Annotated in this window: 12 protein-coding genes; 6 read left to right on the top strand and 6 right to left on the bottom strand. The window is 72.1% G+C overall.

The annotated features are described in order from the left end of the window. The first annotated feature begins 116 nt into the window (after positions 1–116). From AC3B5L_RS04890 to AC3B5L_RS04875, 4 genes are read left to right on the top strand one after another with little or no spacing between them, the layout of a single operon-like run. Positions 117–2,162, top strand: a complete 2,046-nt coding sequence (locus tag AC3B5L_RS04890) for a sigma-70 family RNA polymerase sigma factor (protein ID WP_490096240.1) — start codon at positions 117–119, stop codon at positions 2,160–2,162. A gap of 9 nt (positions 2,163–2,171) precedes the next feature. Further along, positions 2,172–2,543, top strand: coding sequence for a YrdB family protein (locus AC3B5L_RS04885; protein WP_187663476.1), 372 nt, complete (start codon positions 2,172–2,174; stop codon positions 2,541–2,543). A 10-nt stretch (positions 2,544–2,553) separates the two neighbouring features. Beyond that, positions 2,554–3,918, top strand: coding sequence for an FAD-binding oxidoreductase (locus AC3B5L_RS04880; protein WP_490096239.1), 1,365 nt, complete (start codon positions 2,554–2,556; stop codon positions 3,916–3,918). Next, the gene (locus AC3B5L_RS04875; protein ID WP_187663474.1) at positions 3,911–4,318 is read left to right on the top strand and encodes an NUDIX hydrolase; all 408 of its coding nucleotides are present in this window, start codon (positions 3,911–3,913) and stop codon (positions 4,316–4,318) included. The genes AC3B5L_RS04880 and AC3B5L_RS04875 overlap by 8 nt, the downstream gene beginning before the upstream one ends. A 10-nt stretch (positions 4,319–4,328) precedes the next feature. On the opposite strand, the gene nagB is transcribed toward AC3B5L_RS04875, so the two are convergent. The 5 genes from nagB to AC3B5L_RS04850 all read right to left on the bottom strand — a co-directional run bounded on the left by nagB (position 4,329) and on the right by AC3B5L_RS04850 (position 11,845). After that, entirely contained in the window at positions 4,329–5,108 is a 780-nt protein-coding gene (nagB, locus tag AC3B5L_RS04870; protein WP_187663473.1) for a glucosamine-6-phosphate deaminase, read from the bottom strand. Beyond that, positions 5,101–6,066: an ROK family protein gene (locus AC3B5L_RS04865; protein ID WP_259951942.1), complete on the bottom strand. Its 966-nt coding sequence runs from the start codon at positions 6,064–6,066 to the stop codon at positions 5,101–5,103. The genes nagB and AC3B5L_RS04865 overlap by 8 nt, the downstream gene beginning before the upstream one ends. 31 nt (positions 6,067–6,097) lie before the next feature. Further along, on the bottom strand, positions 6,098–7,285 hold the full coding sequence (locus AC3B5L_RS04860) for an ROK family transcriptional regulator (protein ID WP_259951940.1): 1,188 nt from the start codon (positions 7,283–7,285) through the stop codon (positions 6,098–6,100). Positions 7,286–7,364: 79 nt separating this feature from the next. Then, the gene (locus AC3B5L_RS04855) at positions 7,365–10,637 is read right to left on the bottom strand and encodes a family 20 glycosylhydrolase (protein WP_490096238.1); all 3,273 of its coding nucleotides are present in this window, start codon (positions 10,635–10,637) and stop codon (positions 7,365–7,367) included. Continuing rightward, positions 10,628–11,845, bottom strand: coding sequence for a type III PLP-dependent enzyme domain-containing protein (locus AC3B5L_RS04850; protein ID WP_268777168.1), 1,218 nt, complete (start codon positions 11,843–11,845; stop codon positions 10,628–10,630). The genes AC3B5L_RS04855 and AC3B5L_RS04850 overlap by 10 nt, the downstream gene beginning before the upstream one ends. A gap of 25 nt (positions 11,846–11,870) precedes the next feature. On the opposite strand from AC3B5L_RS04850, the gene AC3B5L_RS04845 reads away from it, so the two are divergent. After that, positions 11,871–12,275, top strand: a complete 405-nt coding sequence (locus tag AC3B5L_RS04845; RefSeq protein WP_187663468.1) for a RidA family protein — start codon at positions 11,871–11,873, stop codon at positions 12,273–12,275. Between the two features lie 115 nt (positions 12,276–12,390). Further along, on the top strand, positions 12,391–13,878 hold the full coding sequence (locus tag AC3B5L_RS04840) for a L,D-transpeptidase family protein (protein WP_232089191.1): 1,488 nt from the start codon (positions 12,391–12,393) through the stop codon (positions 13,876–13,878). A 167-nt stretch (positions 13,879–14,045) separates the two neighbouring features. Here the strand turns inward: AC3B5L_RS04840 and AC3B5L_RS04835 are convergent, their stop codons facing one another. Then, positions 14,046–16,265 (bottom strand): NADP-dependent isocitrate dehydrogenase, encoded by a 2,220-nt coding sequence (locus tag AC3B5L_RS04835; RefSeq protein ID WP_490096237.1) that lies wholly within the window; start codon positions 16,263–16,265, stop codon positions 14,046–14,048. Positions 16,266–16,424 lie beyond the last annotated feature (159 nt).

Raw genomic sequence — 16,424 nt, 5'->3', positions numbered from 1 at the left:
CTCCCCGGGGGTGGCCACCGCGCCTGTTTCGCGAGAGAATGGACTGACCGCGTAATGAAAGACGCCTTCTCGCGTCTCTCCTCCTGGGGACGGTTGTGTGCCCCGGGACCAGATGGATGACCGTGCACCGAGAGAACACCACACCAGACGAGACCATCGGCGATGCCGACCTGATCCTCCGCGTCCGCTCCGGCGACAAGGGGGCGTTCGGGGAACTCTGGAGGCGGCACTATCCGTCCGGCATGGCCGTCGCGCGATCGGTGACCTCGTCGATCGATCCCGACGATCTGGTGCAGGAGTCCTACACGCGCATCTACCAGGCGATCCTCAAGGGCGGCGGCCCCAACGGCTCGTTCCGCGCCTACCTCTTCACCAGCATCCGCAACACCGCCGCGGCGTGGGGACGAGCACGTCGCGAGACCGCGATCGACGAGCTCGACACGGTGGCCGATCCGGACAGCACCGAGCACGCCACGAACGAGGCCCTCGACCGCAGCCTCACCGCGCAAGCCTTCCGCAGCCTCCCGTCGCGGTGGCAGGAAGTGCTCTGGTACACCGAGATCGAGCAGATGAAGCCGCAGGAGGTGGCTCCGCTCCTCGGGATGAAGGCCGGCGCGGTGTCGCAGCTCGCGTTCCGTGCGCGTGAGGGGCTCCGCGAGGCGTGGATCCAGGCGCACCTGCGGAGCGCGAGCCCCGGCTCCGAGTGCCAGTGGACGATCGAGCACCTCGGCGCCTACTCGCGCGGCAACCTCGCGACCCGCGACCACCGTCGCCTGGAGCTGCACCTCGACGAGTGTGCCCGCTGCATGATCGTCGCCGCCGAGGCCAAGGACGTCTCCAAGCGTCTCGCCCTCGTCCTGCTCCCGCTCGTCCTCGGCGCCACCGGGGCCTCCGGGTACCTCGCCGCCCTGCAGGGCGGTGCGCCGGTCCTGGCCGTGGCTGGGATGTCGTCCACCATCCCGGGCGCGGTGTTCGTCGGTGACGGCGGCATCGGCCAGGCCGCGGCGGCCACCTCCGGCGCGGGCGCAGCCGGCTCAGGAGCGGGATCGGCCGGCGGCGCCGGCTCGGGCGCGAGCACGGGCGGAGTCTTCACGGGCATGGGCGCCGTCGTCGGCGCCGGGTCGGCAGCGCTCGTGGTGGCCGGAGTGGTCGCCGCAGCGGCCATCGTCCCCGGACTCGCGGGCGCGAACCCGGCGACCTCCCTGCCCAGCGCCTCGGACACCGACCCGTCGTCGATCGCGACCGACATCGCCCCGGACTCCTCGCTGAACCTCGACGAGCCCGTGGTGATCGAGACGCCGGAGAACGACGAGACGCCTGCACCTCCTGCCGAGGAGGAGGCGGCGCCGCCCGTCTCCTCGGAGGCTGGGCCCGACACGGCACCCGCCGTCCCGGATGTCCCCGCGGCGCTTCCCGAGGCCACGCAGCCGCCCGTCGCTCCGGTGGACCCGATCGATCCCGTGGACCCCGTCGATCCCGTGGACCCTGTCGATCCGGTCGATCCGGTGGAGCCGGTCGACCCCGTGGACCCGGTCGATCCGGTCGACCCCGTGGACCCCGTGGATCCTACGATCCCGACGGAGCCGCCCACCTGGAGCCCCGCCGACTACTGGCTTGGCGAAGACCTGCACTGGTACTACCTCGTGCCGATCGCCGGAGCTCCGGGCACGATCGTGCAGGCTCTCCTCGGCACCGCAGACGCCGGCAGCGTCGTCCTCGGCGAGGACGGCACCGGCGCCCTCGAACTCCGCGCCTCGCTGGACCAGTTCCTGTTCGCCAGTCTCGTGCCCGTGACCTTCCGCTACGTCCTCCCCTCCGGCGCGGACGCCCCGTCGGCCGTCACCACGCTCTACGCCTTGCAGCCCCAGGACGCGGCGGCCGATGAGCGCGCTGCGGCGGCTGCGCCCGTCGAGCAGACGGCGGTCGTCATCGACGAGGCCGAGCCGGTGACCGCTCCGGTCGAGGCCCCGGCGCCCGCCGCCTCTGAGGACACCGCGACACCCGCCGACGAGGTCGAGGCAGCTCCCGCACCCGTGGAGCCCGCGCCGGCGGAGCCCGCGCCGGCCCCCGAAACTGCGCCGGCCGCCGAAGCTGCACCGGCCGAGGAGGCCCCGGCCACGGAGGCCCCGGCTCCGACCGAGGACGCTCCGGTCGCGGAATAGACTGGACGCATGACCCCGGATTCCGCCCCCGTCGCCGGCGTCGACCGTCCGGCCATCACGGCCCTCGACATCGTGCGCGTCGTCGTCCTCATCGTGGCGATCGCCTCGCTCGCCCTGTGGGGGTTCGCCAGCTGGGACCTGCCGTGGAGCATCGTCATCGGCGTCGGCGCCCCCGTGGTCACCCTGCTGCTGTGGGCGCTCTTCCTCTCGCCGCGGCCGGTTCTTCGCGTGCACCCCTTCCTCCGGGCGGTCGTCGAACTGTTCATCTACGTGGGCGTGACCATCGCCTGGTGGTCCATGGGCCAGGCCCTGATCGGCACCGCCTTCGCCCTGGTCGCCGTCGTCGCGGGCGTCCTCAGCGGACGCCGCGCCCTGGCATGAGCGCACGGTCGTGAGCGTCGTCTCGCTGCTCCGCGACGCCCTCGGGGCGCGCGTGGACGTCAGCGAGCAGACGAGGCAGGACGCCAGGTCCGACCGTTCCGGTCATGCCGCGGTGGGCCTCCCGCTGGCCGTCGTCCATGCCGAGAGCGTGGACGACGTGCAGCAGACGATGCGGATCGCCACCGCCACGCGCACTCCCGTCGTCGTGCGCGGCGCCGGGACGGGGCTCGCCGGCGCCGCGAATGCGGGCGACGGCGAGATCGTCCTCACCCTCCGCCGGATGTACGCCGTCCTCGAGGTGCGACCGGACGACCTCCTCGCCGTGGTCGAACCCGGGATCCTCAACGCCGACCTCAACGCGCACCTGGCCGCGCACGGCCTCTGGTGGGCCCCTGACCCCGCCAGCCGCGACATCTCGACGGTGGGTGGCAACATCGCGACCGGAGCCGGCGGACTCCTCTGCGCGAAGTACGGTGTCGTGCGGGATGCGGTCCTCGGCGTCGACCTCGTCCTCGCGGACGGTCGCCTGCTGCACCTCGGCCACCGCAGCGTGAAGGGCGTGACCGGGCTCGACCTCACCGCTCTCGTGGTGGGATCGGAGGGAACGCTCGGCGTCGTCGTCGGGGCGACGCTCAAGCTGCGCAGACTGGTGCCGGGCGAGACCTGCACGGTGACCGCGACCTTCCCCGGCGTGCGAGCCGCGGCCGCGGGTTCTGCCGCCGTGACCGCTGCGGGAATCCAGCCGGCGATCATGGAGCTCATGGATGCCGCCAGTCTCACCGCCGTCCATGCCCTCCTCGGGCTCCCGGCACCGACGCCGGGGGCCGCGCAGCTGACGATCCAGACCGACGGCCCCGCCGCCCGCGCGGAGGCGGAGGCCATCGCCGCGATCCTGAGCGCCCACGAGGGCGTCCCCGTGGTCTCGCACGACCCCGTCGAGGGCGATCGGCTGCTCGCGGTCCGGCGATCCATGCACGCCGCGATGGCGTCGCTCGGGACCACCCTCATCGAGGACGTCTCCGTGCCGCGGAGCGCCATGCCGGCGATGTTCGACGAGATCGCACGGATCGAGCGGGAGTTCGACATGGTGATCCCGACGGTCGCACACGCGGGCGACGGCAATCTGCATCCGAACTTCATCTTCGAGGGCCCGGAGACCCCGGCCCGGGTGTGGGAGGCGGCCGATGAGCTCTTCCGCGCCGCGATCCGGCTGGGCGGAACCCTCACCGGCGAGCACGGCATCGGCGTCCTCAAGAGACGATGGCTGGCCGACGAACTCGGCGAGGACCAGTGGCGCCTTCAGCGCGACATCGCGGCCGTGTTCGATCCGCTCGGCATCCTCAACCCCGGAAAGGTCTTCTCCCCCGATGCCTGACATCCACGTGAGCGCGGCCGTGATCGTCGATGCGGAGGGCCGCGTCCTGGTCGTCCGCAAGCACGGCACGACGCGCTTCATGCAGCCGGGAGGGAAGCCGGAAGCGGGCGAGTCCCCCGCCGAGACCCTCATCCGGGAGCTGCACGAGGAGCTCGGTCTCGAGCTCGCGGAGACCGACCTCCGGCCGCTGGGGCGCTTCGTGTCGGCGGCCGCCAACGAGCCGGGGCACCGCGTCGTGGCCGACGCGTTCTCGGCCTCGATCGATCCCGACGGGGTCCGGGTGCAGGCCGAGCTCGCCGAACTGCGCTGGATCACCCCGGCGGACGTCGCGACGCTTCCGCTGGCCCCGCTGAGCGTCGAGCACCTGCTGCCGCTCGCCTGGCCCGCCGCAGCGCGCTAGCCCGTCCGGGTCAGATGCCCTGCCAGGAGGGCTTGTTCGCGAACGTGTAGCGGTAGTAGTCCGCGAGCTGCAGCTTCGACGCGGCGGCTTCGTCGACGACGACGGTGGCGTGCGGGTGCAACTGGATGGCCGATCCGGGCAGCAGCGCCGTGAGCGGCCCCTCGACCGCGCCGGCCACCGCCTCCGCCTTGCCGGCGCCGAATGCCAGCAGCACGAGGTGGCGGGCCTCGAGGATGGTGCCGAGGCCCTGCGTGATGCAATGCATCGGCACGTCGTCGATGGAGTCGAAGAAACGGGCGTTGTCCTCGCGCGTCTGCTCGGTGAGGGTCTTCACCCGCGTCCGGGACGCGAAAGAGGACCCGGGCTCGTTGAACCCGATGTGGCCGTCCGTGCCGATGCCGAGGATCTGCAGGTCGACGCCGCCGGCCGCCGCGATGGCCGCGTCGTAGTCCTCACCGGCGTGCTGGATGGTGGCCTGCGCGCCGTTCGGCACGTGGATGCGCTCCGGGTCGAGGCCGAGCGGCTCCACCACCTCACGGGTGATCACGGAGCGGTAGCTCTCCGGGTGGGACGGGTCGATGCCGACGTACTCGTCGAGCGCGAAGCCGCGCACCTGCGACACGTCGCGTCCCGCGAGGCGGCTGCGGAGAGCCTGATAGACCGGCAGCGGCGTCGATCCGGTCGCGAGCCCCAGGACGGCGTCCCGACGGCTGTCGATGAGCTCGACGATCTCGGTGGCGACCAGGGCGCCGGCGGCCTCGGCATTCTCGACGATGACGACCTCAGCCATGCGGAACGATCTCCTTCTCAGAAATGGATGCGCCCACCAGAGCGGCGCCGAAAGCGGCGGCGGGGGAACCCGCGGGGAGCAGTTCGATTCTCTCATCCAGCCGCAGGGACTTCAGGAACGGTGACGCCTCGGCACCGGCGTGCAGGGCGGCACGGACCCCCGCCGCCAGCCGGCCGCCGAGAGCGGTGAGTCCCCCGCCGATGACCACGGTCTCGACGTCGGCCGACAGCACGAGCACGCGCACGGCCGCCGCGGCCCCGAAGAAGAGGTCCGCCTGCAGGGCCTGGGCGTGCGGATCGCCCGCGTCGGCCGCCTCGACGATGTCCTTGACGGGCAGCGCACCGGGACGTCCCCACGCCTTGGCCAGCGCCCCACCGCCGCAGAAGGTCTCCACGCAGCCGCGCTGCCCGCACCCGCACAGCCGGCCGCGGGGATCGACGGAGAGGTGTCCGACCTCGCCGGCGGTCCCGCGTGCGCCGCGCCAGATGCGGCCGTCCACCACGATGCCGGCGGCGACGCCGGTGCCGAGGTTCAGATAGGCCATGGAGCCGGCGACGTCGCTCAGGACCGCGGCGCCGAGCGCGGCGGCCTTCACGTCGTTCTCCACCCGGAACGGAACGCCGAGCGCCTGCTCGGCGCGCGCCGCGAGGTCGAGCGACTCCACCCCGAGATTCACGGCGTGCAGCACGCGGCCGGTCTCCGCATCGACGAGGCCGGGGATCCCGATGCCGGCGGATCCAACCGCGGACAGCGGCAGTCCGCTCTCCTCGGCAAGGGCGGCGACGGTCGACACGATGCTGTCGACGACGGCGTCCTCTCCCCACCCGGTCGGGCGGCGGAGGCGGGCGAGGATCGTCCCTGCCGGATCGACGGCGACGGCGTCGATCTTCGTGCCGCCGACGTCCAGACCCACGCGAAGGGGCCGACCGGCGCGGTCGGCGGAGGCGGGGACGATCATCGGATGCCGTTCCCGATCATGGTCGCGGATGTCACGACACCCCCAGCTGCCCGGAGAGGACCATGACGGCGGCACCGCGGAGCACGATGTCGTCCTGACGGGTGAGCCGCACCATGACGTCCTCGAAGACGCCCTCGAGCGTCCGCGCGTGCAGCGTCTCGACGGCCGCGTCGATGAGCGTGCCGTCCAGCAGCTCGGCGGGCCCGGAGAGCACGACCTCGGACAGGTCCAGGGCGGCGACGATCGGGGCGATCGCGATCGCCATGCGGGTCCCGGAGTCGCGGAGGATCTCCTCGCGGGCGGCCGGGTCGGCGTCGAGCGCCTCCTGCATGCGACTCACGCTCAGCCATGCCTCCAGGCAGCCGATCTTGCCGCAGGCGCAGCGAGGGCCGCCGTCCGTGCCGACCACGACGTGACCGATCTCCCCGGCGGCGAAACGGCTGCCGAGGAGCGGCTGGCTTCCGGTGATCAGCCCAGCACCCACGCCTCGACCGATCTTGATCAGCATGAAGTCGGCCTCCGCCTCGCCGAACGTGTACTCGGCGAGGACCGCGGCGTTGGCGTCGTTCCGTGCGAGCACCGGCAGGTCGAGGTCGGCGCTCAGCTTCGCCTCCAGCGGGAAGTCCGTCCAGCCGAGGTTGGGCGAGCTGAGGACGAGGCCGTCCGGGCGCACGACGCCCGGGGTGCCGATGCCGACGCCGAGCACCGGCTGCGTGGCGATCTCGACGAGGGTCTGCGCGAGGCCGCGGAGAGCCTCATACGCGGCATCGCCGTCCGGCGTCTCCGGACGCGGCACCTGCCGCCGCTCCAGCACGTCGCCGTCCAGGCTGAGGACGGCGCCCTCGAAGGCGGTCGGACCGGAGAGGTCGAGCCCGATGATCTGATGCCCCACCCGATCGATGTCGATGAGGATGGGCGGCTTGCCGGGGCCGACGGCCTCGCGCACGCCGATCTCGACGACGATGCCGTCGGCGATGAACTCCGCGACCAGATCCGAGATCGTGACGCGTGTGAGGCCGGTCTCGCGGGAGAGGTCAGCGCGACTCATCGCCCCCGAGTGATACAGCGTCTGCAGCACGAGCGCGCGGTTGTGTCCGCGGGCGTGCTCGGGGAGCACCTTGGTGCGCGAGCGGAGATGCCGCGCGGGGCCGAAGGCGTGCGCGTTCGCGGCGACGAAGTCAGTCGTCGCCGCGGGGCGCTGATCATCCGAAACGGACATGTTTGTTAGTAGACCTTACGAACAGGATTTGTGCAACTGTTCCGCGCGATTCCGCGGGCAGGGTTACCGAAACGTGACATCATGCCGACCGCGGCGGTTCGTCGTCCGCCGCCATCCGGAGCAGCCGCTCGACGAGCCCGGCGACGATCCCCTCCCGGGTCTCGACGGTCATGGGCTTGCCGGGAACCCCCGGTCGCCGCTGCTCGGGCGACGGCCCGTCCAGCGGACGATACCGCACGCCCGCCGCGGCGAGGCGCCGCAGATGCGTGGGCAGCCGCCGGGCGAAGTCCGCGAAGGGCGCGGGCTCTCCCCCGTCCCACAACCGCTCCGCGATCGCGGCGAGGCGCGGGAACATCGCGAAGTCGACCCGGTCCCTGCTCGGCAGGTGCTCCGTCCAGATGTTCGCCTGCCCGCCGACCGCGCCGTCGACGACCTCGAACGAGTACGCGCGCTCGATGGTCAGCGGGGGCCCGACGCGGATGGGCTCCTCGGCCGATTCGGACTGCGGGTAGTCGAGGTACACCTCGAGATCCGGGCACCCGACAACGGGGATCCCCCGCCGCAGTGCCTCGCGCATGGCGACCGGTCCGCGCCAGGCGAGGATGCGCACGCCCTCCGGGACCTCGCCCTCCAGCACCTCGTCCCAGGCGAGTGCCGTCCGTCCCCTGCGGCGGACGTGCGCGACGAAGTGCGCCGTGAACCAGGGCTGGACGTCGTGCGCGGTGGCCAGCCCGAGCTCCCGCATCCGCGCGGCGGCCGTGGCGCTGTCGGCCCATTCGGTCACCGGGACCTCGTCGCCGCCGATCCCGATCCATGCGGACGGGAACACGTCGCACAGCGCATCGATGGCGGCACGGCCGAAGGCCAGCGCCTCCTCGCTCGGCGCGAGGGTGCGCGCGTTCACGCCGAAACGCTCCCACGGCCCGGTGGGCGGCGTCCCGACGTCGAGGTTGCCCAGCTCCGGGTACGCGGCGAGCGCGGCCTGGATGTGTCCCGGCAGCTCCACCTCGGGCACGAGAGTGACGAAGCGCTCCTCCGCATACCGCACGAGGTCGCGCAGCTCGGCGGTCGTGTAGAAGCCCTCGTGCACGCCGGGCTCGACCGTGGCCTCAGGGCCGTGGCCGCGTTGCGTGGCCTCGCGCCGCGCACCGACCTCGGTCAGGCGCGGATATCCCGGCACCTCGAACCGCCAGCCCTGATCGTCCGTCAGGTGCAGGTGCAGGATGCTGAGGTGGTGATCGGCCAGCAGGTCGATGAGGCGACGCACGTCCTCCACGGGGCGGAAGTGGCGCGCCACGTCGAGCATCGCTCCACGCCAGGCGTAGGCGGGAGAGCCCTCCCAGCGCCCTGCCGGGATCGTCGCGGGGAGAGCGGGGTCGTGGTCCGGGTCGCGGAGCTGACGGAGCGTGGTCGCGCCGCGGAAGACCCCCTCCGGCGTCGCCCCCGCGATCTCGATCCCCGAGGCCGTCACGGTCACGCGGAAGGCCTCCGGGCCATGGCGCCCTGCCGCGGATGCCGCGGCGCCCAGCTCCGGATCGATCACGAGGCGGATGGCGGGCAGCGTGTCGTCCGCTCCCCCGCCGCCGAGTCGTGCGACGGCCGCGGCCAGCTCCGGTGCCGCCTCGATCGGCGTCGACGGTGTCCATCGGAAGCCCGGAGCCAGGGAGTCGATCTCTGCGACGACGTGCGGCACCGTCGCGCGCGCCGCCGAGGGGGGCATCCGCAACGCGCGGCCGGCGACCGCACCGGTGGGGTCGCCGTCGATGACGACCGGCACACCGCCGACGAGAACCTCGCGCACACCCTGCGGCGCACCGTGCGGGTCGTCGAACGTGGCTCCGGCCGCGATCGTCTCCGGGTCGAACAGCACCAGGTCGGCGGTGGCGCCCTCGCGGAGCACACCGCGCGGCGCGTCACCGCGGTCGAGGCCCAGGCGGGCGGCCGGGTTGCCGGAGAGATGGTGGACGGCCTCCTCGAGGCTCAGCACCCCCAGGTCCCTGACGTAGTGACCGAGGTAGCGAGGGAATGTGCCGCGGCCGCGCGGGTGCGGCCGGGCACCGATGAGGATGCCGTCGCTGCCTCCGGAGTGCCGCGGGTGCCGCATGATGGCGCGGACGTTGTCCTCGTCGCCGATGTGCATGAGCACGCCGGTGGCGCCCGCATCGGCGAGGATCGTGTCGATCACGACGTCCACGGCGCGCTGCCCGGTCTCCGCCGCGATGGCGGCGATCGTGCGGCCGACGAGGCCGGCCAGAGCGGGGGTGCCCGTCCCCGAGATCTGGATCACCGACCAGTCCGCCACCTCGCCGTGGAACCCGTCGCAGCCGATCTCCTCCAGCTCGACGCGGACGGCCTCGCGCCCCTCCGCATCCAGGCCGGCCAGGACGCCCAGCAGGTCGCCGGTCGCCGCCAGCCTGCTCGGCAGGAGCGCCGCGAGAGTGGTCGCCCCCGGGAGGTACGGGTAGGTGTCCAGCGTCACGTCGACGCCGTCGGCCGTCGCCTCGTCGACGAGCGCCAGCAGCTCCGCGGCACGCCCGCGGTTCGGCGCGAAGTTCATGGTCGCGTGTGTGAGATGGACGGGACACCCGGTACGGCGGCCGATCTCGATCGCCTCGCGATACGCATCCAGCGCCGCCCGTCCGTAGCTGCGGGTGTGCGGCGCCCAGTAGCCGCCGCGCTCCGCGACCACTCGGCAGAGCGCCTCCAGCTCGGCGACGTCGGCGTACATCCCCGGGGTGTAGGTCAGGCCGCTCGACATGCCGAAGGCCCCGGCATCCAGGGCCTGGCCGAGGAGGTCGGCCATCGCCACGATCTCGGCGGGAGTCGCCCGACGGTCATCGTGCCCGACCACCATCATCCGGAGGTTGCCCTGCGGCACCAGCACCGCGGCGTTGGCCACCGCGGCGACGTCGATCGCCTCCAGGAAATCGTCCATCGACCGCCACGGGACCTCCGCCGGCCGCCCGTTCCAGCCCGCGATCTGGGCGGGGATGGCGGCGGCGGTCGCCTCGTCCAGCGGCGCGTAGCCCAGGCCGTCCTGGCCGAGCACCTCCGTCGTGACCCCCTGACGGATCTTGGCGTCGTGCGCGGCGCCCTGGAGCACCGCGAGGTCGCTATGCGCGTGCATGTCGATGAAACCGGGCGCCAGGACGAGGCCGGACGCGTCGACCTCGACCGCGTCGTCCGGCAGCTCGATCCGGTCGGCCTCGCCCTCGCGGATGACGGCGACGACCCTGGCCCCCTCCACCGCGACGTCCGCGACGAAGCGCGGGGCGCCGGTGCCGTCGACGACGGTCGCCCGCCGGTAGACGCGCACGAGGCCCGCCGCCGCCTTCTCCGCGCTCAGAAGCATGTCGCCACCGCCCCGATCACCCGCGGGTCCGCGGCGTCGGGGTCGTCGATCACGGCGACGACGCGCCATTTGTCGAACGCGGTGCACGGGTGCGAGAGGCCGAGGCGCACGACCTCGCCGACCGCGACGGTCGCCCCGTCGGCGGGTCGGAGGAAGGCGTGCTGGTCGTTCAGGGCCGTCACGGTGCCGGCGACCGACTGCGGCGCCGGGAGGTCGATGTCGAACGGCACGTCCCGCCGCCCGGCGTCGAGCAGGGCGAGGCCGGGTTCGGGCTGCGAGACCACCCGCGACCACGCGTGCATCGCGGAGCGCAGCGGGGCGGTGTCCGTGAGCGGACCGAACGGCGACATGCGGGAGTAGAAGCCGTCGTCGTGGATCTGGAAGGCACCGGAGCGCAGCACGACCTCGGCGTCCGCTCCCGCGGCGCCGAGGACCGCGGCGGCGCGATCGGGGAAGGAGCTGCCGCCCGCGCTGAGCACGGGGCGGACGCCGTCGGGGTACTCCAGTCGGCGATGCAGCTCGACGAGGGTGGCCAGGAAGCCGTCCACCGCGGCGACTGACGCCGCGGAGCGATCGGGGCCGAAGGGGCCTTCGTAGCCCGTCACTCCGGCGAGGCGGAGACCGGGGGCGGCCATGATCGCCGCGGCGATGCGCTCGCCCTCCGCCACGGTCCGCGCACCCGTGCGCCCCTGCGCACCGCCGAGCTCCACGAGCACGTCCAGCGGACGCGGGGCGTCCGCGAGGGCGTCGGCGAGGATCGCCACGCCGGCGAGGGAGTCCGCCCCGCACAGGATCCGCAGGCCTTCGTCGGCCGCGAGCAGCGCCCCGAGCTCACGGGCCGCAGCGCCGTCGGTCACCCCGTTGGCGATGAGCACCGTCGGGACACCGGCGTCGACGGCGACGCGGGCCTGCCACGGCGTCGCCACGGAGATCCCCCAGGCCCCGGCGTCCAGCAAGCGCTGCCACAGCGCGGGCGCCATGGTGGTCTTGCCGTGCGGGGCGAGGCGGACGCCCTCGCGCGCGGCCCAGCCGAACACCGTGTCCTCGTTGTGCGCGATCGCGTCGGCATGCACCGTGAGCACCGGCGTGCCGAGGTCCGAGAGGCGCAGCCCCGCACCAGCCACCTCCGACAGACGCAGGCCCGCGGCGTGCGCCGGGAACCCCTTCGCCCAGGCGCCGAGGACGGGATCCGGAATTTGTAGAGGCATCTAACAAGGCTACTAGGCTGGCGGCATGACCGCGAAGACACGAGTTTCCACCGACGCCGCCCCCGCTCCCGCGCACACGTTCTCCCAGGGCGTCCGCAAGGGCCCGATCGTCCAGGTCTCCGGCCAGGGCCCCGTCGACCCGCAGACCAACGAGTACCTGTACCCGGGCGACGTCGCGGCGCAGACCACCCGCACGCTCGAGAACGTCAAGGCCATCGTGGAGGCCTCCGGCGCCACGTTCGACGATGTCGTGATGCTGCGCGTGTACCTCACCACGCGCGAGGACTTCCCGATCATGAACGAGGCCTACGGCGCGTTCGTCGAGGCCCACACGACCAGCGGCGTGCTGCCCTCGCGCACCACCGTCTTCACCGGTCTTCCCCGCGAGGAGATGCTCGTCGAGATCGACGGGCTCGCCGTCATCGACTGACCCCCGACACCCCTGGCGAACGGGGAGGCACCTTATCAGGACCGTTGCCTCCCCGTTACCAGCCATCCCGTACCATGGACGACAGGACACGTCGAGACTGCGGGGGGTGTAGTTCGTGACCGATCTGATTTCCACGCCGGGCACTGCGACGGGGGCACAGCCCGACGATGCGACACCGACGAGTGTCCTGACGCCGGAGGCGGCGACCGACACGGCCCCGCCGCAGACCGGCGAGCAGCCCCTGGCCTGGGCTCCCGTCGAGCCGGCCCCGAAGAAACGCCGCCTCGGCCTGTGGATCGGTCTCGGCCTCGGCGTGGTCGCGCTCGGCGCCGGCGCCGCCTCGATGATCCTCATCGCCCCCGGCACCACCGTCGCGGGCATCCCGGTGGGCTGGATGACTCCCGGTGCCGCCGCCGAGACGATCAGCTCGCACCTCGCCCAGACCGAGGTCACCCTCACGGGCGACGGCGACGACGCCGTGCTCACCGGCGCCGACCTGGGGGCGACCGCCGACGCCACGGCCCTCGCCGATGCCGCGTTCTCGGCGCATCCGATGTGGAATCTCGGCGCCTGGATGGGCGACCCCGTGCCCGCGGACATCGTCCTCGACCAGGAGACCGCATCCGCCGCGCTCCGGGCGGCCGTCCCCGGGAGCTTCGTCGACCCGGTCGACGCCGCCGTGGTCTTCGACGCCGCGAAGGGCACCTACACCGTCACTCCGTCCGTTCCCGGCACCGGTGTCGACGTGGCCGATCTGAACGCTGCTTTCGTCGAGGCTGTCGGCGACGGACGCACGACCTTCGAGTACCCGGGCGACCCTGTCGAAGCCCTGCCCGCCGTGTCCGACGACGACGCGACGGCGACCGCCACCACCCTCAACACCATGCTGTCCACCATCGGCTTCTACGTCGGCAAGGAGCGCACCGTCCCGGTCTCCCCCGCGGTCGCCGCGTCCTGGCTGACCGTGGTCGACGAAGACGGCCAGCTCCGCATCGAGGCGGATCCGGCGGCGATCCAGACCACCGTCGACACGCTGCCCGCCGCCGTGGACCGCGCGCCCGTGAACGCGACCAACATCGTCGACTCCGCGGGGAATGTGCTGCGCGCCGAGAAGGAGGGCGCCACCGGACGCGCCCTGGGAGACACCGACGGCATCGCCGACGACTTCGCGACGCAACTCGCCGCGGGCGACGGCACCTTCGCGCTCTCCGTGACCGAGACGCCGTTCGAGACGACGAACCTGTTCCGCCGTGCGGAGATCAACCTCAGCACGCAGCGCGCCTACCTCTTCGAGAACGACAAGGTCGTGCAGTCCTGGGCGGTCTCGACGGGCCTGCCCGGTACGCCGACGCCGACCGGCAACTTCAAGGTCTTCGCGCACACGTCGATGCAGGACATGGGCTGCTACGAGGGTGCGCCGTACTGCACCGAGGACGTGCCCTGGATCACGTGGTTCGCCCCGAACATCGGCTTCCACGGCACCTACTGGCACAACAACTTCGGCAACCGGATGAGCCACGGCTGCGTGAACCTGCCGATCGACCTCGCCAAGTACGTCTACGACTGGTCCCCCGTGGGCCTCGAGGTCTCCGTCTACAACTGATCCGGTTCGCGTGCCGAGCACAGCTTCGGAGACGCGGAACGACACGCCGTCGAGGCGTCCCCTCTCCCAGGGTGTCGCGGTCGCGCTCCGCAGTCGTGCTCGGGCCTGGCGGAGGGCGGACAGCGAGAAGGGGGCGGATGCCGCAGCATCCGCCCCCTTCCGTCGTCTCAGCGCAGGGCGTCGACGATCTCGTTGAGCGTCGTGGACGGGCGCATGACCGCCGCTACGAGCTTCTCGTCCGGGCGGTAGTACCCGCCGATCTCCACGGGCTTGCCCTGCACCGCGTTGAGCTCGGAGACGATGGCCTCCTCGTTCGCTGCGAGCTTCTCGGCGACCGGGGCGAAGGCCGCGGCGAGCTCCGGGTCCTTCGTCTGCTTCGCCAGCTCCTGCGCCCAGTACAGCCCCAGGTAGAAGTGGCTGCCGCGGTTGTCGATCGTGCCGAGCGCGCGGCCCGGCGAGCGGTCCTCCTCGAGGAAGGTACCGGTCGCGGCGTCCAGCGTCTCGGCGAGCACGCGGGCCTTCTCGTTGCCCGTGCGGTCGGCGAAGTGCTCGAGCGAGGCGGCCAGCGCGAAGAACTCGCCCAGAGAGTCCCAGCGCAGGTAGTTCTGCTCGACCAGCTGCTGCACGTGCTTCGGAGCGGAGCCACCGGCACCCGTCTCGAACAGTCCGCCGCCAGCGAGCAGCGGCACGATCGAGAGCATCTTGGCGCTCGTGCCGACCTCGAGGATCGGGAACAGGTCGGTGAGGTAGTCGCGCAGCACGTTGCCCGTCACCGAGATGGTGTCGAGACCGTGACGCATGCGCGCCAGCGTGTACCGCGTCGCCTCCTCCGGCGCGAGGATCGTGATCGTCAGGCCCTTGGTGTCGAGCGTGGCGAGGCCCTGGTGCACCTTCGCGATGATCTGGGCATCGTGCGAGCGGTTCGCGTCGAGCCAGAACACCGCGGGCACGCCGGTCGCACGGGCACGGCCGACGGCGAGCTTGACCCAGTCCATGACCGGGATGTGCTTGGTCTGCGTCGCGCGCCAGATGTCGCCCTTGCCGACCTCGTGCTCGATGAGGACGGTGCCTTCGCTGTCCAGCACCTGGACGATGCCGTCCGCCGCGATCTCGAACGTCTTGTCGTGGCTGCCGTATTCCTCGGCCGCCTGCGCCATGAGACCCACGTTCGGCACGGTGCCGATGGTGGCCGGGTCGAGCGGGCCGTTCGCGATCACATCGTCGATCACCGCCTGGTAGACGCTCGCGTAGGACGAGTCGGGGATGACCGCGATCGTGTCGGCCTCCTCGCCGTCCTTGCCCCAGAGCTTGCCGCCGTTGCGGACGAGCGCCGGCATGGACGCGTCGACGATGACATCGCTCGGCACGTGCAGGTTGGTGATCCCCTTGTCGGAGTTCACGTACGACAGACGCGGCCCCTCGGCGATGGCCTTGTCGAACGCCGCAGCGATCTCCTCGCCGCCGGTGACGTTCGCCAGGCCCGCGAGGATGGAGCCGAGGCCGTCGTTCGCGCTCAGTCCGGCCTCGGCGAGCTGCGTGCCGTACTGGTCGAAGACATCCTTGAAGAACGCCTTCACCACGTGGCCGAAGATGATCGGGTCGCTGACCTTCATCATCGTCGCCTTGAGGTGCACCGAGTAGAGCACGTCGTCGGCCTCGGCCTCCGCGAGGGTGTCCGCGAGGAAGGCGTCCAGCTCCTTCGCGGAGAGGAACGTCGCGTCGATGATCTCGCGCGGGAGGACCTTGAGTCCTTCCTTGAGGACCGTGACGGTGCCGTCCTTCGCCGTGTGGCGGAAGGAGAGGACGTCGTCGTGAGCGGCGACCCACGAGCGCTCGTTGTGCTTGAAGTCGTCGTGGCCGAGGGTCGCGACGCGGGTCTTCGAGCCCTCGGCGAACGGCTTGTTGCGGTGCGGGTGCTTCTTGGCGTAGTTCTTCACCGCGAGCGGCGCGCGGCGGTCGCTGTTGCCCTCGCGCAGCACCGGGTTCACTGCGGAGCCCTTGATGCGGTCGTAGCGGGCGCGGACGTCCTTCTCCTCCAGCGACGAGGGCTCGTCCGGGAAGTCGGGGACGTCGTAGCCCTGCTGCTGCAGTTCCGCGATGGCGGCCTTGAGCTGCGGGATCGACGCGGAGATGTTCGGCAGCTTGATGATGTTCGCCTCGGGGAGCGTGGCGAGGCCGCCGAGTTCGGCCAGCGCGTCGCCGACCTGCTGCTCCGGGGTGAGCTTCTGGGGGAAGGCGGCGAGGATGCGGCCGGCCAGAGAGATGTCCCGCGTCTCGAATTCGATGCCCGCCTGGCCCGTGTAGGCCTGGATGATCGGCAGGAACGAGGCGGTGGCCAGCGCCGGTGCCTCGTCGGTGTAGGTGTAGATGATGGCGTCGTCGGTCACCGGGAGGTTCTCCGTTCACGAGGGCTATTTGTCTCGATACCAAGATACCTGAGCGGCCCTCGCCCCGAAGCGGCGCTCCCGGCGACGGGGTCCGGCACGTGACCGGTCCGTGAAAAGTCCGCCCGAGTGATGAATGCGGTGAGCGGAGGGGCTAGCCTG

The organism is Microbacterium sp. C-MGS6 (assembly GCF_058140415.1).
This window is presented reverse-complemented; position numbering and strand designations above follow the sequence as displayed.